Here is a 20759-nt window from a genome sequence, read left to right on the forward strand (position 1 = left end):
GGGGCGCGGGGGCGCAGGGCGGCCGGCCCACCGGGCGGCGGCGCGGCGGACGCCCTGGCGGCCGCTTCACCGGAGAGGATCCGGCGGGACGGGTCCGGGCGGGTCCGCCTGCGGACGCCGTGCTCCCGCCGCTTCCGCGCCGGGTCCGGCGCCGAGCACGGCCGCGACCACGGCGACCCGATCGGCCGGGTCGGCCGGGTCGGCCGGGTCGAATACGGGCCGGTGCCGGGCCGGCCGCCGGGGTCAGTCGCCGCCGGGGAGGCTGCGGTCGTCGACCCCGCCCGGGAAGTGGGCCAGGGCCATCTCCACGATCGGGTAGACGTCGATGAGGTCGTGGATGCGGAGCGCGTCGAGGGTGCGGCGGGCCGGGGCCGAGGGCTCGGCCAGGACCATGTGCCTGCCCTGCGCGGTGAGCACGCGGTAGGCGGTGAGGAGCGCGCGGACGCCGCTGGCGTCGAAGAAGCCCACCCGGGAGAGGTCCACGACGACGCAGCCCCGCAGGCTCCGCTCGGCGGCGAGCAGGATCAGCTCGCGCATCGCGTCGGCCGTGGCGATGTCGATCTCGCCCTCGACCGGTACCAGGGTCGGACCGCCGCATGGGAAGCGTTCCATTGGTCCTCCGTGCACGCTGCTCGGCCTCTCTTCGCAACCCCGTGTAACGCCTCGATCACCCCCATGTCCATGATCGTATCGTCCCGATCCCGTCTCGGGGGCGTTTTCCGGAAATCCGTCGGCTTGCCCCTTCGGAACCGGTCCCCGGGGGCCGTTCCGCCACGCGTTCCGCACCGTCCGCCACCACCGCCCGCTCACAGCGGCACCGCCTCCAGCAGAGAGACCTCCATCGGGAGCTCGGCCGCGCGGTCCGGGCGCAGGCCGGCCGAGCGCAGCAGCACGCCGTACTCCGCGGACGTCCGCTCGGCCCCTCCCGTCATCACCATCATGTGCAGGTCGAACGCGACGGACAGCCAGGGGTGGCGCCCGTCGGGCAGGATCCGCTCGGCGACCAGCACCCGGCCGCCGCCGGCCGGCATGGCCGCGCGGCAGTTCCCCAGGATCCGGCGGGCCCGCGCGTCGTCCCAGTTGTGCAGGACCCGGCTGAGGATGTGCACCTCGCCCTCGGGCACCCCGTCCAGGAAGTCGCCCTCGACCACCGTGCACCGGCCCTCCGCGACGAAGTGCAGCAGCCGCTCCCGGGCCGGCTCCAGCGTGCCGCGCCGGTCCAGCAGCACCCCGATGACGTGCTGGTGGCGGGCGAGCACGGCCTCCAGCACGGCGCCGTCTCCCCCGCCCACGTCGACCACCCGGGACACCGCGGAGAAGTCGTGCGCCGCCGCCAGGTTCTCGGCGAACCCGGCGCCGGCCGCCGTTCCCGCGACGAACCGCCGCGCCTCCTGCGGGCGCCGGGAGAGGTAGGAGTGCACGTCCTCGCCGCAGGCGGCCTCGAAGGACTGCCGCCCGGTGCGCACCTGCTGCGCCAGGCCGTCCCAGGCCACCCGGTAGAGCGGGCTGTCGTAGAGCAGCGCCAGGTCGCGCATGGCCCCGGGGTGGTCCGAGGCGAGCAGCCCGCCGGTCCGGGTGAGCGAGTAGCGGCCCTGGTCCTCTTCGACCAGGCCGACCGAGACCAGCATCCTGAGCAGCCGGACCAGGCCGCCGCGCCGCACGTTCAGCTCCTCGGCGAGCTCGGCGGCGCTCCGCGGCCCGTCGGCGAGCCCGTCGGCCACGCCGAGCTCGGCCGCCGCGGCGATGGCCTTGCCCACCCAGGGGCCGACCAGCAGGCGCAGCAGCTCCCGATGTTCGCCGTCTCCTCCTGACACGGCGCTCCTCTCCGCGGACCGGCGATCCGATCACTCACCGTATCCACTTCCTCTCCCGATGCAACGGAACGCGGTGGTGACATCCGTCCCTCCATCGCATCCCGGCCGCTCACCGCGGTCGCGGCGGCCCGATGGGAATGTCGTACCCCGCCCGTAGATTCAGGGGCGTGAGCAAGCGGTGGAGTACCGAAGAGATCCGGGCCCTCGCTCCCGAACCCCCCGTCCGCAAGGCCGCCGAAGCGGCCGCGCGCGCCGGTTCCTGGCCGGTCCTCGGCTCCCTGGAGGACGGCTCCGGGACCGCCCTGCTGTGGGGCGTCCACACCGGGCCGCCGCGGCGCCGCGCGTCCGTCCGGCTCGCCCCGGGCGCCGCCCCCGAGCACCGGTGCGGCTGCCGGCGCCGCGCTCCCTCCCCCTGCCCGCACGTGCTCGCGCTGCTGCTGCTCTGGTCCTCCGGCGCCGTGCCGGAGTCCGGCGCCCCGCCCGGGTGGGCCTCCCGTCCGGCCGACCCGGACGCCGCGGCGCGGCGGGCCGCCCGGCGGGAGGAGCGCGCCGCCGAGGGCCTGGCCGAGCTGGAGCTGTGGCTGCGCGACCGGGTCGACGCCGGCCTGGCCTCGGCCCGGGGCGCCGGGTACGCGCCCTGGGACGCCATGGCGGCCCGGCTGGTCGACGCCCAGGCCGGGCGGGTGGCGGAGCGCCTGCGCGACCTGGGCGGCGCGGTCGCGGCCGGCGGCCCGGAGTGGCCCGGCCGGCTCCTCGCCGAACTGGCCCTGCTCCGTCTGCTGGCCTCGGCCCGGCTGCGGGGCGGCGCGCTCCCCGAGGGGCTGCGCGCCACCGCCCGCTCCCGGGCCGGGCTGCCGGTCGCCCCGGACCGCTCGGCACCGGTCCGCGACACCTGGGATGTGCTGGGCGGGCGGTCCTTCCGGACCGGCCGCCTGGACGGCCTCCGGTTCTGGCTGCGCGGCCGGGACTCCGGCCGGGTCGCCGCCCTGGTCTCCTTCGCCCCCGAGGGCGGCGCCCCGGAGGCCCCGGTGCGGCCCGGCACCGCGGTCGACGCCGAGCTGGCCTTCTACCCGGCCGAGCAGAGGGCGTCGCTGCTCGCAGCGGGCGCGGAGCGCCCGGCCGGGCCGCCGGCCGGGGGCACCGCCGCCGGGGCGCTGGACTCCTGGGCCGCGGCGCTGGCCGAGGACCCGTGGCTGGAGGCGTGGCCGGTCGTGCTGGAGGGCGCGCGCCCGGCCCGCCCCCGCGAGCAGGGCCGGTGGTGGCTGACCGACGCCGAGGGCGGCTCCCTGCCGCTGCCCGCGGAGGCCGAACCGCCCTGGCGGCTCGCCGCGCTCAGCGGGGGCGCCCCGGTGACCGTCGCCGGCGAGTGGACCCCGTGGGGCCTGTGCCCGCTGACCGCCTGGCCGCCGGACGGCTCGGCGGCCCCGGTGCCCCTGCGCCCCGCGCCCGCCGCCGGAGCCGAACGGGCGGTGCGCACGAAGGAGCCTCCGCCGCCCGCGCCGCCGGGGCCGTGAGGAGGCGGCGGTCTCAGCGGCCGCCGGAGGTACGGGGGCCGCCCGGCCCGGCCCGCGGAATGCCGCACCGGCGGGGCGCGGGCGCCGGCTCCCCGCCTGTCCCGTGCGATCCGGCCGCCACCGCGCACGATCGGCCCGGCGGCCTCGGCGGGCGCCCCGCCCGCCCCGCTCAGCCCGCCCTTGCGAAAGGAGCCCGTTGACCGAGCAGAGCCGACCGGCCGGGCGTTCACCGCGCCGCGCCGCCCAGGCCGCGCCGCCGTTGCCCGCCCCGGAAACCGCCCATCGGCCGGGGCCCCGAAACGGCCCCGGGCACGGCGGCGGCTCCGCGAGCACCGCACCGGAGCCCCCGGGCCGGGCCTCCGCGCCGCGCCCCCGTCCGGGCGGGCGCCGACCGCTCTCCCCCCACCGCCCTGCGGGGGCCGCCCTTCCGGCGGGGTCCGAGCGGTGCCCCCTTCCCCTCCCCTCGTCGCCGGTGAAGCCGCCCCGGAGGGGAGGGGGCGCCCCGCAGCAGAACGGCCGACCGCCCGCGACCCCGAGGAGCCTTGTGGACGACCCGCCCCCCGTCGACGCACCCTGGCCGGAGCTGCTCTCCGCGGCGCTGGTCGGGACGGCCCGCACCGCGGTCCCCGGCCCTCCGGTACCCGAGGGCCGGGCCGCGCTGGAGCTGCTGGACCGCGCCGCCGCGGCGGTGGTGCGGGAGCGCGCGGGGGTGCGGCCCGGCGCGGCGGAGCCGCTCCCGCCGGCCCGCGCCGAGGCGCTGCCGGCCGCGCCGCCCGCGGCCGGGGCCCGGTTGGAGGCGCTGCTGGCCGAGGAGCGGTACGAGCAGGCCGGGGAGTGGCTGCGGGCCGCCGCCGGGAAGGGGCTGCTGGCCCCGCCGCAGGTGCTGCCCGCCCTGCTGGACGCGGCGGCGCGGAGGGGGGACGGGCTGCACCTCCCGGACGTGCTGCGGGTGTGCGGTGAGCGCGGGCGCTGGCTGGCCCGGTTGGAGCCGCGCTGGTCGTTCGCGGACCCGCCGCGGGACGCCGCGGCCGCGCTCCCCGGGGAGGACCGGTGGGGGGCGGCCTCCGCCGGGGAGCGGCGCCGGATACTGGCGGCCCTGGAGCCGCACCTGTCCCCCGGGCACGAGGCGTTCCTCCGCGCGGCGCTGGCCGACCCGGGCCCCGGGGTGCGGGCGCTGGCGCTCTCCCTGCTCGCCCGGCTGCCCGGTTCCGGGCACGGGCGCACCCTGGCCGCGCTCGCCCGCCGGCACGTCCGCCCGGGCGGGCGGGCCCCGGTGGTGCGGCCGCCCGACCTTCGGGACGCCGGGCTCGCCGCGGCGCTGGGCCTGCGGCCGGGGGCCCGGCCCGGCGTCCGCTCCGAGGAGGTCGGCCGCGAGTGGCTGTGGACGCTGGTCGGGCACGCCCCGCTGGACGCCTGGCTCGGCCACCTGGGCGCCGACCGGGCCGAGGTGGTCCGCGCCGCCGGGCGGCTGCGCGGGTGGGACCTGCTCGAGGCGCTCGCCAACGCGGCGGTGGTGCAGCGGGACCCCGGCTGGGCCGCGGCCCTGCTCGGCCCGATCATGGACCGGCTGCTGCTCGGCCACTCCGTGCACGGCAGCCGGGGCCCGGCGCTGATGCGGCTGGCCCCTCCGGAGGACCGCGCCGGGTGGGCGCTGCGCCGGCTGGGCGGCCGCGGCGCCGCCGACCCCGGATCCGCGCCGGCGGTGCTGGAGCGGGTGCCGGGCCCCTGGGCCGGACCGCTCGCCGCGCGCGCGGCCCGGATCGTCGAGCGGGCCGACCGGAGCCGCCCCGGCGGGCGGCTGGACGGGCTGTGCCGGACGGCCGCCCTGCGGCTGCCGCCGGAGATGCACGGCCGGCCGGGCTTCGCGCCCCGGCCCGGCGACCCCCCGGAGGCCGCCGCGGCCCTCCGCGGCCTCACCTCGACCCTGCGGTCCCGCCACGAGATGCACGAGGAGCTCGATTGACCGGCCCCGACGACGTCCTCCGCCCGCACGCCGAGCAGCGGTTCGCCGATGAGCTCGCCGCCCTGGCCGCGGAGGACGACCGGCCCCGCCCGCCGGGCTGGCGGCTGTCCCCCTGGGCGGTCTCCCGGTACCTGCTCGGCGGCGCCCTGGCCGGCGGCGCCGTCGTCACCCCCAAGTACATCGGGGCGCGCCGGATCGTCGAGGTCGCGGTGGCGACCCTGGCCACCGACCGGGCGCTGCTGCTGCTCGGGGTGCCGGGCACCGCGAAGACCTGGCTGTCGGAGCACCTGGCCGCCGCGGTCTCCGGCGACTCGACGCTGCTGGTGCAGGGCACCGCGGGCACCACCGAGGAGGCCGTCCGGTACGGCTGGAACTACGCCCGGCTGCTCTCCGACGGCCCGTCCCGGGAGGCGCTGGTGCCGAGCCCGGTCATGACCGCGATGGCCGAGGGCCGCCCGGCCCGGGTGGAGGAACTGACCCGGCTCCCCTCCGAGGTGCAGGACGCCCTGATCACCGTGCTCTCGGAGAAGGCCATGCCCGTCCCCGAGCTGGGCACCGAGGTGCAGGCGCGGCCGGGCTTCACCGTCATCGCCACCGCCAACGACCGGGACCGCGGCGTCAACGAGCCGTCCGGCGCGCTGCGCCGCCGGTTCAACACGGTGGTGCTGCCGGTGCCGGCGACCGCCGAGGAGGAGGTGGACATCGTCACCCGGCGCGTCGCCGACCTGGGGCGCTCCCTGGGGCTGCCGGAGGTCCCGGCCGGGATGGAGGAGATCCGGCGCGTCGTCACGGTCTTCCGCGAGCTGCGCCAGGGCGCGACCGAGGACGGCAGGGCCGCGGTCGCCTCGCCGAGCGGCACGCTGAGCACCGCCGAGGCGGTCTCGGTGCTGACCCACGGGCTGGCGATGGCCGCGCACTTCGGCGACGGGGTGCTGCGCCCGTCCGACGTCGCGTCCGGGGTGCACGGCGCGGTCGTGCAGGACCCGGTCGCCGACGGGGTGGTCTGGCGCGAGTACCTGGAGACCGTGGCCCGGACCCGGCCGGGCTGGCGGGACTTCTACACCGCCTGCCGCGAGGCCGCCGCCTGATGCTTTCGTCGAGCCGCGAGACGCATGGGTGGCCGGGCCTGGAAGGGGCGGCGGCCGCGGAGCATGGCGTAGAGGACGTTGGTCTTGCGGCGGGCCAGAGCGATCAGGGCTTGGTGGTGCCGCTTGCCCGCGGACCGTTTGCGGTCGTAGTAGGCCCGCGAGGTCGGATCTCGCTGGATCGAGCAGAACGCGGCCCGGTAGAAGACCCGCTTGAGGGCCTTGTCGCCCCCGGTCGCCGAACGCGGGCAGCGCACCTTCCCGGACCGGGTCGGCACGGGCGCGGGGCCGGAGGCCGCTGCGGAGGCATCGGCGCCGGTGAAGCGGCGGATGCCGCCTACCGGTGCGATGAATTCGGCGGTGAGGGCGGCCCCGTCCCCGGCAGGCTGCGGATGAGGGCTCCATCAGGATGCGAGGCGGCCGGCTCCTCGATCCACCTGCGCCCCGGCCTCCGGGGAGGCCTCTCCGGAGGGGCGGGCCCGCCTCCGGCGATCCGGCCGCGCGGCGGCCGCCGGCCGGCGCGCCGCCGCCGCACTGCGGGAAAAGGCGCGCGGGCCCGGGGCCGACGGGCGGAAGCGCCCGTACCGGCCGCGGCGGGCTCCCCGGAGGCCCTGGTGCGGGGCGGGCCGCCCGCTTCCGGAGGCAACGGGGCCGGCCGGCGCGCTCCCGCCCGCGGAGGGCGGACCCCGGAGCCCGCCGGCGGAGCGGCCCGCGGCCGCTGCGCCGGGTTCCGGCGGACCTGCCCGGTCCCGCCCGAGCCGGCCGACCGGCCTGCGGAGATACCGGGCCGAGCGGGGCACCGCCGCGATTCCGTCCCGCTCGGAGCGGGCGGCGGCCGAAGTCGCCCCGGCCGTCTCGGCCGGGCGCTGAGCGGCGAATCCGCGGCGCCCTTCGCGGACGCGGCGCCCGGGACCGCCCGGATCGGCCGAGGCACCGGGCTGAACCGCGCGGGCCCGGCCCCTCTGCAGACCCGACCCCCTCGATGAGGAGTGCGATGACCGCGATCGACACCGACCGGGTGCACGTGCTGGGCGTGCGCCACCACGGCCCCGGGTCGGCCCGCGCCGTGCGCGCGGCCCTGCGGGAGATCGGACCGGACGCCGTTCTGATCGAGGGGCCGCCGGAGGCCGACGCCCTGGCCGGGATGGTCGGGGAGGCCGAACCGCCGGTGGCTCTGCTGGCGCACGCCCCGGGCGCCGGCGGCGGGCCGGGCCGGGCGGCGTTCTGGCCGTTCGCCGTCTTCTCCCCGGAGTGGCAGGCTCTGCTGTACGCGCACGAGCACGGCTGCCGGGTCCGGTTCTGCGACCTGCCCGCCGCGCACCTGCTCGCCTTGGAGGACGGCGCCGCCGGGGGCGCGCCCGCCGGATCCGGGCGCCCGGCGGACCCGCTGGGGGCGCTCGCCGAGGCCGCCGGGCACGGCGATCCCGAGCGGTGGTGGGACGACGCCGTGGAGCACCGGGGAGGCGACGGCGGCGCCGGTTCGCCGTTCCCCGCGATCGCCGAGGCGATGGCGGAGGTGCGGGCCCGGACCGCCCCGGGCCCGCCGCCGCTGCACGAGGCTCGGCGCGAGGCGCGGATGCGCACGGTGCTGCGGTCGGCGCTGCGCGCCGGGCACCGCAGGATCGCCGTGGTGTGCGGGGCCTGGCACGCGCCCGCCCTGCTGGCCCCTGCCCCGGCGTCCGGCGACCGCGAGCTGCTGCGCGGCCTGCCCCGGGTGAAGGCCTCGGCGACCTGGATCCCGTGGAGCCACGGGAGGCTGGCCGCCGGGTCCGGCTACCGGGCCGGGGTGCGTGCGCCCGGCTGGTACCACCACCTGTTCACCGCCCCCGACCGGCCGGTCGAGCGGTGGCTGGTCGAGGCCGCCCGGCGGCTGCGCGCCGAGGGGGCCGGGGTCTCCTCCGAGCACGTCATCGAGGGGGTGCGGCTGGCCGAGGCGCTGGCCGCGCTGCGCGGCAGGCCGCTGCCGGGGCTGGAGGAGGCCTCCGACGCGGTCTCCTCGGTGCTGTGCGAGGGCTCGGCCGAGCGGGCCGCGCTCGTGCACCGGGCGCTGACCGTGGGCGAGCGGCTCGGCTCGGCGCCGCCCTCGGCGCCGGCGGTGCCGCTCCAGCGCGACCTGGAGGCGCGGCGCCGGCGGCTCCGGCTCAGGGCGGAGGCCGAGCCGCGCGAGATCGAGGTGGACCTGCGGGAGGAGGGCGGGCGGGCGCGCAGCGTGCTGCTGCACCGGCTGCGGATCCTCGGCGTGCACTGGGGCGTGCCGGTGGCCGGCCCGGTGGGCGCCCTGGGCACGTTCCGCGAGCGCTGGCGGCTGGCCTGGGAACCGGAGCTGTCGGTGGCGCTGGTCGAGGCGGGGGTGTGGGGCGGCGGGGTCGAGGAGGCCGCCGAGGCGCGCGCCCGGGACCTGGCCTCCGGCGCGGACCTGCCGGCGCTGACCTCGCTCACCGAGCGGTGCCTGCTGGCCGGGCTGGACGGGGTGCTGGAGGAGGTGCTGGCGGCGCTGCCCGCGCGGGCCGCCCGGGGCGGCGGCGTCGGAGCGCTGATGGCCGCGGTGCCGCCGCTGGCCCGCGCGGCCCGCTACGGCGACGTGCGCCGCACCGGGGCCGCGGCGCTGCGGGCCGCCGCCGGGGCGCTGCTGGACCGGATCCGGGCCGGCCTCGGACCGGCGCTGGCCGGGCTGGGCGAGGAGGCCGCGGCGGGCGCGGCCGCCGACGTCGACGCGGTGCACCAGGCCGCGGTGCTGCTCGGCGGGGACGCCGAGCGGTCCTGGCTGGACGCGCTGGAGCGGCTGGCGCCGAACCCGTCGCTCCCCGGGCTGGTCGCCGGCCGGATCCACCGGCTGCTGCGCGACGCCGGCCGCCTGGGCGCCGGCGAGTCGGCGGACCGCCTGGCGCTGGCCGTCTCCCCGGGGGCGCCGCCGCGGCGCGCGACGGCGTGGCTGGAGGGCTTCCTGGCCGACGGCGGCCTGCTGCTGGCGCACGACCCGGAGCTGCTCGCGCTGGTCGACGAGTGGCTCGCCGGGTTGGAGGGGGCGGCGTTCGCCTCGGTGCTTCCGCTGCTGCGGCGCACCTTCGGCGGGTTCACCGCCGGCGAGCGCGCGGAGATCGGCCGCCGCGCCCGCGCCCGCGGCGCCCCCGGAGGCGCCGGCCGGGAGCCGGAGCCCGCCGCCGACCCGGCCCGCGCCGCCGCGGCGGCGGCCACGGCCGACCTGATCATCCGCACCGCGAAGGAGCGGGAGTGAGCGGCGGCCTCGGGCGGCCGAGGTGGCGGAGCGGATTCCGCAGTGGAGGACGCGAACGGATCGGAGGCGGACGTGGAGCGGGAGACGGAGGACGGGGTGCAGGAGGACGGGGAGCGGGAGCGGCTGCGCCGGTGGCGGCTGGTGCTCGGTGGCGCCGCCGAAGGGGAGCTGGGGCCGGCCGGGGCGCCGGGCGGGGCCGGGGCGCGCATGGACGCCGCCCTCGGGCTGCTCTACGACGGGGCCGGCGGCGCCGGGGAGGAGCGCGGCGGCCCCGGGTCGCTGGGCGCGTCGGCGCCGGGGGTGGCGCGCTGGCTGGGCGACGTCCGGGAGCTCTTCCCGTCCGGGGTGGTGCAGGTGATGCAGGGCGACGCGCTGGACCGGCTGGGGCTGCGGCGGATGCTGCTGGAGCCGGACCTGGTCGAGGCGGTCCGCCCCGACGTGCACCTGGCCGCGGCGCTGCTCTCGCTGCGCGAGGCGCTGCCGGACCGGGCCCGGGAGTCGGCGCGCGCCGTGGTCCGCCGGGTCGCCGCCGAGCTGGAGGAGCGGTTGGCCCGGCGGACCCGCGCCGCGGTGCGCGGCGCGCTGGACCGCTCCGCGCGCGCGGAGCGCCCGCGGCGCGCCGCCGACGTGGACTGGCCCGCGACCATCCGCCGCAACCTGCGGCACCGGCTTCCGGAGCGGGGCACGGTGGTCCCGGAGACCCTGGTCGGCCGGGCCCGGCGGGCCGGCGGGGTCCGGCGCGACGTGGTGCTGGCCGTCGACCAGAGCGCGTCGATGGCGGCCTCGCTGGTCTACGCCGGGGTGTTCGGCGCGGTCCTCGCGTCGGTGCGCGCGCTGCGCACCTCATTCGTCGCCTTCGACACCTCGGTGGCCGACCTGACCGGCCTGCTCTCCGACCCGGTGGACGTGCTCTTCGGCACCTCTCTGGGCGGGGGCACCGACGTGAACCGGGCGCTGGCCTACTGCGCCGGCCTGGTGCGGCGGCCCGCCGAGACGGTGCTGGTGCTCGTCAGCGACCTGCGCGAGGGCGGGTCGGCGGAGGACATGGTCCGCCGCGCGGGCGCGCTGAAGTCCTCCGGGGTGCAGGTGGTGGTGGTGCTCGCGCTCTCCGACGAGGGGGCGCCCCGCTACGACCGGGCCAACGCCGCGGCCCTGGCCGCGCTGGGGATCCCCGCCTTCGCGTGCTCCCCGGACCGCTTCCCCGACCTGATGGCCGCCGCGATCGAGGGGCGCTCGCTGCCGGAGTGGGCCGACCGCGAGCAGGCGGACCGGTGCTGAGCGCGCCCCGGCCGCGCCGGCCCTCACATCCAGCGCCGGATCTTGAACAGTGCGTACAGGCCGGCCCCGATGCCGAGCATGAGCAGCAGCGACATCGGGTAGCCCAGCGCCCAGCCCAGCTCGGGCATGTGCCGGAAGTTCATCCCGTAGACCGAGCCGATCAGCGAGGGGGCGAAGAGGATCGCGGCCCAGGCGGAGATCTTCTTGGCGTTGTCGGCCTGGCGGGCGTCGGACTCGGTGAGGCGGCGCATCTTCTCGTTCTGCTCCAGCGAGAGGAGGGTGGCGTTGACCTGGAGCACGTTCTGCAGCAGCTGGCGGTGGCCGTCGACGCGCTCGGCGACGGCCTCGGCGTGGTCGGCGGCGTCGCGCAGGTGGTGCCGGAGCTCCTCGTCCGCGGCGTCCGGCTCCAGGTCGCGGCGGAGCACGCCGAGCAGCGGGTCGGCGGCGCGCTGGAAGAGAACGACCTCGCGGAGCAGCCGGTGCACCCGCGGGGAGGCGTCGGGGTCCCCGGCGAAGACCCGGGCCTCGACCTCGTCGGCGGCCTCCCCCAGCCGGGCCACCGCCGGGGCGTAGTCGTCGATCACCCGGTCGGCGACCGCGTACAGCACCGCCTGCGGCCCCAGGGCGAGCAGCTGCGGGTCGGCCTCCAGCCGGCGGCGGACCGCCTCCAGGTCGGGGGCGTCGCCGTGCCGCACGGTGATGGCGAACCGGGGCCCGGTGAACACGTGCACCTCGCTGAAGCGCACCTCGTCGGCCCCGGTGCCGGGGCCGACCGCGCGCAGCACGGCGAACCGGGTGTCGCCGTACCGGTCCAGCTTGGGCCGCTGGTGGGCGACGATCGCGTCCTCCACCGCGAGCTCGTGCAGGCCGAACTCCCGGGCCGCGGCCATCAGCAGGCCGGTGGAGGGACGGTCCATCCGGATCCAGGCCACCGCATCCGGTTCCTCCTCCAGGCGGCGGCGGACCCCGGCCGGGTCGGCGGGGTCCCCGGGCGGCGTCCCGGGCTCGCCGCGGAGGTAGATGGAGGCCTCGACCGCGCCCTCCGCCCCGGGCGGGCGCCGGTCCCGGTCGCGGGCCATCAGGTACTCCGGGGCGGACTCGGCCTCGGCTCCCTCTCCCCGCTGGGCCGCCAGCCTCTCCGCCAGCAGGTCGAGGCGGCTCTTCCGCGGCATCGGGCACCTCCCCATCCCTCGGGCCGACCCTAGCCGGGCGGCGGCGGGCCGCCTCCGCCGCCGCGCCGGGCCCCGGCGCCCGCCCCGCGCCTGGCACGGCCGCCGGTCCCGTGATCGAATCGGGGCATGAGCACCCGACCGATCGGGGTCCGCGTCCGGCCCGCGGTACCCGACGATGCAGAGGAGACCGAGCGGATCAGGGTCGCCGGCCGGCGGAGCGCCCACCGCGGGATCCTGCCCGACCCGCCGCTGGACGCCCTGGCGCCGCGCACCGCCCGGCACGCCGAGCGGATCCGCGACCCGCGCGGCACCGGCGACGCCATGGCGCTGCTCGACGGCCGGTCCGCGGAGCGGCGATGAGCGGGCCGCCCATGGGGGAGCCGCTGTTCGGCGCGGAACCGGTGGAGGTCGCCCCGGGGGCGGTGCACCTGCCCGGCTGGCTCCCGCTCGACGCCCAGCGCGACCTGGTCGAGCGGTGCAGGGCCTGGGCGGGCGGCCCGGGAGGCATGGTCCGGCACCGGATGCCGCGCGGCGGGCTGATGAGCGTCCGGATGACCGCGCTGGGGCGGTTCTGGGAGCCTTACCGCTACAGCGCCGAGCTGCCGGACGGCCGGCCGGTCCCGCCCTTCCCCGGGATCCTCGGCGAGCTGGCCCGGAAGGGGGTCGCCGCCGCCTACGGCGCCCCGCCGCCCGCGGACGCGGCGCCGTTCGACGTCGCCCTGGTCAACTTCTACGACGCCGAGGCGAAGATGGGCATGCACCAGGACCGCGAGGAGGAGGCGGACGCCCCGGTCGTCTCGCTCAGCCTCGGCGACTCCTGCGTCTTCCGGTTCGGCAACACCGAGACCCGCACCCGCCCCTACACCGACGTCGTGCTGGGCAGCGGCGACCTGTTCGTCTTCGGCGGCCCCTCCCGGAGGGCCTACCACGGGGTCCCGCGCACCCTGCCCGGCACCGCCCCGCCCGGCCTGGGCATGGCCGCCGGCCGGCTGAACATCACCATCCGCGCCTCCGGCCTGCCCTGACCGGCCGCGCGGCCGCGCAGCGCCGTCCGGCACACCCGCCCGGGACGCACCGGAGGCCTCTCCGGCCGGGCAGGCGGGCACGGCGCTCCGCCTGCCCGGCCGAACGGCACCGGCCGGCCCCGCTCGGCGCGCCCCCGCCCGATAGGAGCCGCCCCGGGGAGAGCGGCACCGCCCCGCACCGGAAGCCTCCGCCGACCGTCTGAACGGTGCACGCGATCCGGACGGGAGCCGGGCCCCGCCGCGGCGGCCGTCCCCAGGGCGCGTTCTGCACAGGGGCACCGTCCACAGGGCCGGCGATCGCCCTGTCGGGCGGCCGGGCCGCTCCCTACCGTCGGGGGCATGGACGCATTCCCCTCGCTCCCCCTCCCCTCCCGCTCCTTCCGCTCCGGCCGCCGGGGCGGGCCCCGGGCGGCTCCGCGCCGTCCCGGGGCGGAGCCCCTGCCCGGATCAGCCCTCCGCGGCGGCCAGGCCGTGGCGGGTCTGCCGGATGAGCAGGTCGACCACGTCGGACATGCGGCCGCGGCGGTTGTAGGCGACCCGCTGCCGGTGGGCGCCCGAGCCGACCGCGGCGACCCGGCGGTACAGCGCGGCGACCCGGGCCCGGTCCCCGGCCGCCGCCAGCCCCGATTCGGCCGCGGCCAGCATGGCCTCGACCTCGGCACGGGCCGGGACCGCGACGCCGGTGGCCGGGTCCAGCAGGGCGCCCTCCAGCCCGTCCCGGGCGGCGCGCCACATGGCGAGGCGGAGCATCCGGTCGTCCGGCCCCGGGCCGTCCCCGGCGCCCTCCGCACCCGCCGCGACCAGTCCGCGGACCACCAGGGCGGTGAGCACCGCCTCCTCCGCGGTGGCCGCGACGTCGCACGGGCGGATCTCCACCGTGGGCAGGTGCGGCGAGGGGCGGACGTCCCAGTAGACCATCCGCCGGTCCAGGATCGCGCCGGCCTCCGCCAGCTCGGCGACGGCCCGGTCGTAGTCGCTGGTCCGGGCGAACCGGGGCGGCGGCCCGGCGGAGGGAAGCCGGGACCAGGTGACCGCGCGCCAGCTGGCGTGGCCGGTGTCCCTGCCGCGCAGGAACGGCGAGTTGGCGGTGAGCGCGAGCAGCGCGGGCAGCCTGCGGCGGAGCCGGTTCCCCGCCTCCAGGGCCGCGGCGACGGTGGGCACCCCGATGTGCACGTGGCAGCCGCAGACCGCGTGCGCGTCGCGGAGCGCGCCGAACTCCTCGGCGATCCTCCGGTACCGCGCGCCGCTGGTGAGCGGGGCGCAGCCGACGTCTCCGAGGACCGCGGTCCCGGTGGCGGTGACCGCCAGCCCGTGCTCGGCGGCGGCCTCGGCGAGCGCGGTGCGGGCGCGGGCGAGGCAGCGGTCCAGCTCGTCCCCGGTCCTGCAGACCGGGCTGGCCGCCTCGACCTGGAAGCGGGTCATCTCGGCGCACAGCGCGGTCCCGGCCTCCGTCCCGCCGTCCCGGGACAGGGCGGCCGCCTCCAGGACGGCCGGGGCGAGCGGGGCGGCCCGGCGGGTCTCCGGGTCGACGACGAAGAACTCCTCTTCCACTCCGAAGGTGGGGGCCGGGGCCGGCCTCGGCGCCGGCGCCGGGACGGGAGGCGCGGCCCGGTCGGGCGCCTCCTGGCGGAGGGGCCGGTGGAGGGTGCCCTGCTGCCGGGACGGGGGGTGCGCGGCTGCGGGACGGGACCCGGAACGCGGGCGGTCGGATTCGATCATCGGCTCCTCGCTTGGGAGTGCTCCGGCCGGGGCGCCGGAGGGCGGCCTCGATCCTTGGCGCGCCCTGCCGGTCTGCGGCCCGGCCGCGGAGCGCCGGTGCTGCCGCTTCCCGGCGGGACGCGCCGCGGGACCCGCCTGGCACGTCCCTTCGGGGCGTCGACTGGTGGTGATACCCCGGTTCCGTCCGCGGCGACCTCCCCTCCGGGGACGGAAACCCCTTCCACTCGGCAACATCGCGTCACCCTCGACACACGGGGAGTGACCGGAACCGGTCGCCGCGGGGAGTTGTCCGATTCGCCTGCGTGTGCTGGGCCGGTGCGGACCGGGGATTCCGCGGGTCCGGGCCGGCCGGCCGGGATGCCGGGCGGCCCCGGGGGCGGGCGCCCGCCGAGCGGCGGAGGACCGGTGCCGGGCCGCGGGGCCCGGCCGCTCACCTCCGGAGCGCTCCCCGGTGCCTCGGCCTCCGGGGCCGGCCGGGCGGACCCGGATGCCGAGGCGGCCCGGCCCGGTGTGCGCCGCCGGGGCCGCTCCGGCGGCGCACCGGGGTCACTTGCGGATCAGGTCGCGGACGTTGACCACCAGGAGGACGACCACGATCAGGCCGGTGGGCACCAGGATCGCGACCCGCCAGTTGGCGGCGAACGCCAGGTAGATGCCGACGATGACGGCCACCGCGACGATGAGGACCGCCAGGCCGGTGATGAACGAGATGAACCTGCGCCGGGCGAGGGCGTCGAACGCGGCGAAGACCAGCACCACGCCGAGCATCGCCGGGATCGTGTAGGTGCCCTTGAGCAGCAGCAGCGTCGCGCCCAGCGCGATGATCAGCAGCGGCGTGCTGAGGGTGGCCCACACGCTGAGGAACCGCGAGGTGCGGTGCTTGCCGCTGGTGAACGGCAGGTGCGGGGCGCGCAGGTGGTCGGTGGGGCCCGGGACGATGGGGCGGTCGGAGGCGAGGGCCTCGCGGTGCGCCTCCACCTCGTCCGCCATCAGGGCGCGCTCCCGGTAGGTCTCGGCCAGTTCCCGCTCGGCGGAGGTGATGGCGCGGCCGTGCTCGTCGGCGCGCTGCCGCGAGTAGGCGCTGCGCTGCAGCACCATCCGGGCGGCGGAGAGCCGGCGCAGCCGGTCCCGGGCCTCGGTGATCTCGGCGTCGGCGGTGCGGATGCGCTCTTCCAGGTCGGCGGTGTGCGCCTGGAGCTGGGCACGGGCCGCGCCGTCTCCCGGGGAGACCTTCTGCAGGCCGACCCATTCCAGCGGGTCGGCCCAGGAGCGGCGGACGGTGCCGTCGCGCTCGTAGCGGGGGCCGCTCGGGGCGCGCTCGCCGTCGAAGAAGTCCCGGGTGTCGCGCCCCCACAGGCCGCGGAACCCGCGCAGCCACGGGGTGGTGTCGTCGATGATCTGCGGGGTCCACTCGCGGTCGCCGCCGGGGCCCACCGCGATGCCGTCGCCGCGCGCGTAGTCGACGAAGGGGACCCCGATGCCGTGCCGGGTCGAATCGCCGCGGGGGAAGAGCCACCGGGTGACCGCTCGCCAGATCCGCATCACCCCGCGCAGCATGGCCGGGTCGACCTGGATCAGGTAGTCGCCGGGGAGCAGCTGGTGGGAGTGGGAGCCCGCGCCCGGGAAGACGACCGGGTGCTCGCCCTCCAGGTGCAGCGACGGGTCGTCCCAGGAGCGGCGCAGGTCGTCTCCGCGGTACTCGTGCGAGGACGCCCCCAGCCAGACCGGCCGGACCGACCCGTCGTCCTCCTCGACCACGAAGACCGTGACCTTCTCCCAGTCGGCCTCGTGGTCGTTGACGCCGCCGTAGATGGAGCGCCAGTCGTTCATCGCGTAGAAGAACCAGTACTGCAGGATGATGTAGCCGCCTTCGCGGACCACCCTGCCGTAGTAGCTGGCGCCTCCGTCGTCGACCCGGTCCCGGTACCGGGTGGCGGCCGCCGCGGCCACGCCGCCCGGGACCGCGCCCCGGATGAGCAGCGAGAACTTGACCAGCACGTCGAGCAGCCGGCCGAGGAGGCCGACCGCGGCGAGCCGGCCGTGCTTGGGGATCACCGGCCGCGCGGTGCGCCGGAACCGGCGCGCCTCGGCGCGCAGCGACGCCTCCTGCACGAACCTGAGGTGGGAGTAGCGGCCCGGCCACTCCCGCTCGGCCCGCGCCAGCCGTTCGAGGGTCAGTTCGCCGGCCGGGACGACCTCGCACTCCTTGCCGTCCTCTTCGACCCACAGGCTGCAGGACTCGACATAGCGCCGTACGTCGGTCGGGAAGAAGAGCTCCCCCGCGGTGTACTTGAGCACCGGTTCGAAGCGGCGCAGGAGCTCCAGATCAGAATTCTCGCTCATGGTCGGTCACGACCCTAGTGGATCTTTCGGCCCCGAACGGACCGGTGCCGCCGGGCGCGGTTCCCGCCGGGGCCCGGCGGCGCGTAGCGTTGAGGCCATGGAGCAGGACAAGGTCGCCCGACTGGCCGAATCGGTCAACGACGAGTCTCCGATCAATGCGCTGATGGCCACCGTCGCGCTGCGGGAGGAGGTCGAGCGGCTGCTCTCACTGCACGTGCGCCGGGCCCGCGCCCAGGGCGCCACCTGGTCGGAGATCGCGATGGTGCTGGGGATCAGCAAGCAGGCGGTGCACAAGAAGTACGGCGGGAGCCGGCGGGAGCGCTGAGCGCGCGCCCCGCCGCGCCCCCGGTCAGGCCGGTTCCAGGCTGCGCCGGCGCACCGCCGCGCGGAGGCGCTGCCGGGGGCGGCGCGGCCGGTCCCGGTCCCGCCGCTCCGGCGGCCCCGGTGTGTGGTCGCTGCGCGCGGCACCGGCCCCCGCGGCCACCACCAGCATCATCCCCGCCACCTGGACCAGGGTCGGCACCTGGGCGATCAGCAGCATGCCCATGACCAGGCTGACCGCCGGCTCCAGGCTGGCGAAGACGCTGAACGCGGACCGGCTCATCCGCTGCAGCGCCACCATCTCCAGCAGGAACGGCAGGATCGGGTAGATCAGCGCGATGCCCACCAGGGAGGCCAGGACCCACGGGCTCGGCGGGCCGGACAGCGCCTGCGGGACGCCCATCGGGGCCACCGCCACCGACGCGACCAGCATGGACAGCGCCAGGCCGTGCACCGGGCGGAAGGCGGAGCCGACCTTCTGGGTGAGGATGATGTAGAGCGCGACGGTGACCGCGCCGGCCAGCCCGAAGCCGATGCCGACCGGGTCGGCCGCGCCGCTCCACGGCCGGGTCAGCAGCAGCACCCCGAGCACCGCCGCGGCGATCCACACCGTCTCGCTCCGGCGGCGCATCGCCACCACCGCGACGACCAGCGGGCCGAGGAACTCCAGGGCGGTCGCGGTGCCCAGCGGGATCCGGGCCGTCGCCTCGGAGAAGAAGGCCATCATCCCCGCGCTCACTGTGCCCAGGATCACCACCGACCCCAGCTCGCGGCGGCTCGCGCGGCGCACCGCGGTCCACAGCGACGGCCCCGACATCGCCATCAGGATCAGCGCCGCGAACGTCAGCCGCAGCCAGGTGGCGCCCTGCGCGCCGACCTCGTCGAACAGGTGCACGGTGAACGCACTGCCGGTGTGCAGGGAGAACATGCCGAACAGGACCAGCAGGGGGGCCGGCACACGCGGGCCCTGGACCCGCACGCGGGAGAGGAAGGAGGTGAACACCCGACCATTGGACCTATCCCCTTTGTTTCTGTCCACAGACCATAGGCGGATGGACCGTGTACTTTCACTACATGGATCTGACGCGCCTGCGACTCCTGGTGGAACTGGAGCGGCTGGGCACCATGGCCGCCGTCGCCGAGGTGGCGGGCATGGGCACTTCGGCGGTCTCCAAGCACTTCGCGGTCCTGGAGAAGGAGGTCGGGGTACCGCTGCTGGTGCCTGACGGCCGGCGGGTACGGCTCACCCCCGCCGGGCACCGGCTGGCCGGGTACGCGGTGGACATCCTGGGCCGGGTCGAGGCCGCCCGCGCCGAGCTGTCCGGGCACGGCGAGCCGGTGGGCCGGGTCGACCTGGCCACCTTCGTCAGCCTGCTCTCCCCGGTGGTGCTCCCGGCCCTGTCCCGGCTCGGCGCCCAGCACCCCGGGGTCGACGTCCGGATCATCGAGAACGAGCCGGACGAGGCGCTCGCGCTGCTGCAGGACGGCGGGGCCGACCTCGCCCTGGTCTACGAGTACAGCCTGGTCCCGCGCCGCTTCCCGGACTCGCTCCGGCTGCACCTGGTGGGCACCGAGCCGCTGCTGCTCTCCCAGCCCTCCGCCGACCCGCACGCCGACAGCCGCCCGCTCACCCGGAGCCGGCTGCGGAGGCTGTCCGGGACGCGCTGGATCGCCAACTCCCGCGGCGGGGACGACGACGAGCTGGTCGGGCGGATGTGCGCGGCGGCGGGGTTCGCCCCGGAGATCGGCCACCGGGTGGACAACCTGGAGGTGGTGGAGCGGATGGTCGCCGCTGGGCTCGCGGTGGGGGTGATGCCGAAGCTGGCGGCCGCCACCCGGCGCGGGGTGGTCCACTCGCCGCTGGGCGAGCTGGGCGGGCACCGCAGGATCTACCTGGTGGGGCGGGCCGGCGCCTGGGCCTGGCAGCCCACCCGGCTGGTCGCCCGCGAACTGCACGCGGCGGCGGCCGAGGTGCTGGACGACGCCGCGCCGCTCCCCGCCGAGGATCCCGGGGGCGAGGCCGGCGCCCTCTGAGGCCGCCGGCTCCGGTCCCGCGCAGCACCGGAGCGCCCCGCCGGCGGGCCGCCGTCAGCGGACCGGGTCGCCTCCGGAGGAGAGCATCGGCCCCACCGAGGGCACCGGGACCTTGCTCGCCGCCTCCCGGACCGCGCTGAGCAGCGGCTCCGGGGTGGCTCCGGCCCGGGTGAGGGAGACGATGTGCCGGCGGGCGGTGTTGCGCACGGTGCGCACCACGATGTGCGGCGCGGACAGCCCGGTCCAGCCCATCCGCGGGATCAGCGCCACCCCCAGCCCGGACTGGACCAGCGCGATGACGGCGCTGAAGTCGTCCACGGTGTGCGCGATGCGCGGATGGAAACCGACCTGGTTGCAGGCGGCCGCCACGCAGTCGTACCAGGCGGTGCCGGGCGCGGACATGATCCAGTCGACGTCGGACAGGTCGGCGGCGAGCTCCAGGTCGGTGGAGGAGGCCAGCGGGTGGTGGTAGGGCAGCACCGCGTCGAACGGCTCGACCATGATCGGGTCCATCCGGAACTCGGTGGAGCCGCTGGGCGGCAGGTGCACCGAGGACATGGTGACCGCCATGTCCAGCGCGCCGGTGCGCAGCAGCTCGGTGCTCTCCTCCGGTTCGGCCTGGACGATCTCGAAGCTCCACCCGGGGTGGGTGCGGCTCAGCGCCGCCACGGCCGGGCCGAGCAGGTCGGAGATGCCGGTGGCGAACGAGCCGACCCGGGCCACCCCGACGCTGCCCTCGGTGTAGGCGGCCAGGTCGGCCTCTGCGCTCTCCATCTCGGCGAAGATGACGTCGGCGTGCTTGAGCAGCACCCGGCCCGCGCCGGTCAGCAGGAAGCGCCGCCCGCGCCGCTCGACCAGGGCCACCCCGGTCTCTTTGGAGAGCGCCGCCAGCTGCTGCGAGACGGCGGAGGGGGTGACGTTCAGGGCCTCCGCGGTCCCCGCGACGGTGTGGTGCTGCGCGAGCGCCTGGAGCAGCTGCAATCGCCGGACATCGATCATGTCCAACAATCTAGGGCAGCCCGGCCACCCCGAACGGCCGTCAGGCACCCGCCACGCTACGTGATCCGCTGCACCCCGCCCCCGAAACCACCCGGACCGTCCGCGTCCCGGCCCATCGGCTCCCGTTCCGCCCCCACCCACCCCACCCGAGCGCGGCACCTCGCGGAGCGAAGGCCCGAACCGGCAGCGACGACGGAGAGAGCGCATGCAGGCCGGTCAGGCGCAGCGCCCCACGGAGCGGGGTTCAAGCGGGCAGC

The 20759-nt window shown here is 78.0% G+C and carries 16 protein-coding genes and 1 pseudogene; 9 read left to right on the forward strand and 8 right to left on the reverse strand.

The window, feature by feature from the left end; all coding sequences use genetic code 11:
* Nucleotides 1-243 precede the first annotated feature (243 nt).
* The gene (locus J0910_RS20480) at nucleotides 244-612 is read right to left on the reverse strand and encodes an STAS domain-containing protein (RefSeq protein WP_420160166.1); all 369 of its coding nucleotides are present in this window, start codon (nucleotides 610-612) and stop codon (nucleotides 244-246) included.
* 194 nt (nucleotides 613-806) lie between these two features.
* Nucleotides 807-1814, reverse strand: a complete 1008-nt coding sequence (locus tag J0910_RS20485; protein ID WP_420160167.1) for a methyltransferase — start codon at nucleotides 1812-1814, stop codon at nucleotides 807-809.
* Between the two features lie 167 nt (nucleotides 1815-1981).
* On the opposite strand from J0910_RS20485, the gene J0910_RS20490 reads away from it, so the two are divergent.
* From J0910_RS20490 to J0910_RS20500, 3 genes are all read left to right on the forward strand, one after another.
* Nucleotides 1982-3328 (forward strand): serine/threonine-protein kinase, encoded by a 1347-nt coding sequence (locus J0910_RS20490; protein WP_420160168.1) that lies wholly within the window; start codon nucleotides 1982-1984, stop codon nucleotides 3326-3328.
* A 544-nt stretch (nucleotides 3329-3872) separates the two neighbouring features.
* Nucleotides 3873-5291 (forward strand): DUF5691 domain-containing protein, encoded by a 1419-nt coding sequence (locus tag J0910_RS20495; protein WP_420160169.1) that lies wholly within the window; start codon nucleotides 3873-3875, stop codon nucleotides 5289-5291.
* A complete protein-coding gene (locus J0910_RS20500; RefSeq protein ID WP_420160170.1) occupies nucleotides 5288-6379 on the forward strand; it encodes an ATP-binding protein in 1092 nt (363 codons plus the stop codon). The genes J0910_RS20495 and J0910_RS20500 overlap by 4 nt, the downstream gene beginning before the upstream one ends.
* On the opposite strand, the pseudogene J0910_RS20505 reads toward J0910_RS20500, so the two are convergent.
* Nucleotides 6349-6741: pseudogene (locus J0910_RS20505) on the reverse strand (transposase); the annotation flags it as partial. The gene J0910_RS20500 and the pseudogene J0910_RS20505 sit on opposite strands and share 31 nt — an antisense overlap.
* Nucleotides 6742-7370: 629 nt before the next feature.
* Between J0910_RS20505 and J0910_RS20510 the strand changes: the two are divergent.
* A complete protein-coding gene (locus J0910_RS20510; protein ID WP_420160171.1) occupies nucleotides 7371-9611 on the forward strand; it encodes a DUF5682 family protein in 2241 nt (746 codons plus the stop codon).
* A 96-nt stretch (nucleotides 9612-9707) separates the two neighbouring features.
* Nucleotides 9708-10889: a VWA domain-containing protein gene (locus tag J0910_RS20515; RefSeq protein WP_420162030.1), complete on the forward strand. Its 1182-nt coding sequence runs from the start codon at nucleotides 9708-9710 to the stop codon at nucleotides 10887-10889.
* A gap of 23 nt (nucleotides 10890-10912) precedes the next feature.
* Here J0910_RS20515 and J0910_RS20520 read toward each other — a convergent pair whose 3' ends face one another.
* On the reverse strand, nucleotides 10913-12061 hold the full coding sequence (locus J0910_RS20520; RefSeq protein WP_420160172.1) for a magnesium and cobalt transport protein CorA: 1149 nt from the start codon (nucleotides 12059-12061) through the stop codon (nucleotides 10913-10915).
* A 126-nt stretch (nucleotides 12062-12187) separates the two neighbouring features.
* Here J0910_RS20520 and J0910_RS20525 point away from each other — a divergent pair, with 126 nt between their 5' ends.
* The gene (locus tag J0910_RS20525; RefSeq protein ID WP_420160173.1) at nucleotides 12188-12421 is read left to right on the forward strand and encodes a hypothetical protein; all 234 of its coding nucleotides are present in this window, start codon (nucleotides 12188-12190) and stop codon (nucleotides 12419-12421) included.
* A gap of 11 nt (nucleotides 12422-12432) precedes the next feature.
* Nucleotides 12433-13086 (forward strand): alpha-ketoglutarate-dependent dioxygenase AlkB family protein, encoded by a 654-nt coding sequence (locus tag J0910_RS20530; protein WP_420162031.1) that lies wholly within the window; start codon nucleotides 12433-12435, stop codon nucleotides 13084-13086.
* A gap of 447 nt (nucleotides 13087-13533) precedes the next feature.
* Here the strand turns inward: J0910_RS20530 and J0910_RS20535 are convergent, their stop codons facing one another.
* On the reverse strand, nucleotides 13534-14637 hold the full coding sequence (locus J0910_RS20535; RefSeq protein ID WP_420160174.1) for a carboxylate-amine ligase: 1104 nt from the start codon (nucleotides 14635-14637) through the stop codon (nucleotides 13534-13536).
* A gap of 714 nt (nucleotides 14638-15351) precedes the next feature.
* Nucleotides 15352-17148: a hypothetical protein gene (locus tag J0910_RS20540; RefSeq protein ID WP_420160175.1), complete on the reverse strand. Its 1797-nt coding sequence runs from the start codon at nucleotides 17146-17148 to the stop codon at nucleotides 15352-15354.
* A gap of 97 nt (nucleotides 17149-17245) precedes the next feature.
* Between J0910_RS20540 and J0910_RS20545 the strand changes: the two genes are divergently transcribed.
* A complete protein-coding gene (locus tag J0910_RS20545) occupies nucleotides 17246-17473 on the forward strand; it encodes a hypothetical protein (RefSeq protein ID WP_420160176.1) in 228 nt (75 codons plus the stop codon).
* 24 nt (nucleotides 17474-17497) lie between these two features.
* Here J0910_RS20545 and J0910_RS20550 read toward each other — a convergent pair whose 3' ends face one another.
* Entirely contained in the window at nucleotides 17498-18472 is a 975-nt protein-coding gene (locus J0910_RS20550; RefSeq protein ID WP_420160177.1) for an EamA family transporter, read from the reverse strand.
* Nucleotides 18473-18543: 71 nt separating this feature from the next.
* Here J0910_RS20550 and J0910_RS20555 point away from each other — a divergent pair, with 71 nt between their 5' ends.
* Entirely contained in the window at nucleotides 18544-19503 is a 960-nt protein-coding gene (locus J0910_RS20555) for a LysR family transcriptional regulator (RefSeq protein ID WP_420160178.1), read from the forward strand.
* Nucleotides 19504-19557: 54 nt separating this feature from the next.
* On the opposite strand, the gene J0910_RS20560 is transcribed toward J0910_RS20555, so the two are convergent.
* Nucleotides 19558-20502, reverse strand: coding sequence for a LysR family transcriptional regulator (locus J0910_RS20560; RefSeq protein WP_420160179.1), 945 nt, complete (start codon nucleotides 20500-20502; stop codon nucleotides 19558-19560).
* Nucleotides 20503-20759: the final 257 nt, after the last annotated feature.

This window comes from Nocardiopsis oceanisediminis, assembly GCF_048595525.1.
Lineage (GTDB): Bacteria > Actinomycetota > Actinomycetes > Streptosporangiales > Streptosporangiaceae > Nocardiopsis_A > Nocardiopsis_A oceanisediminis.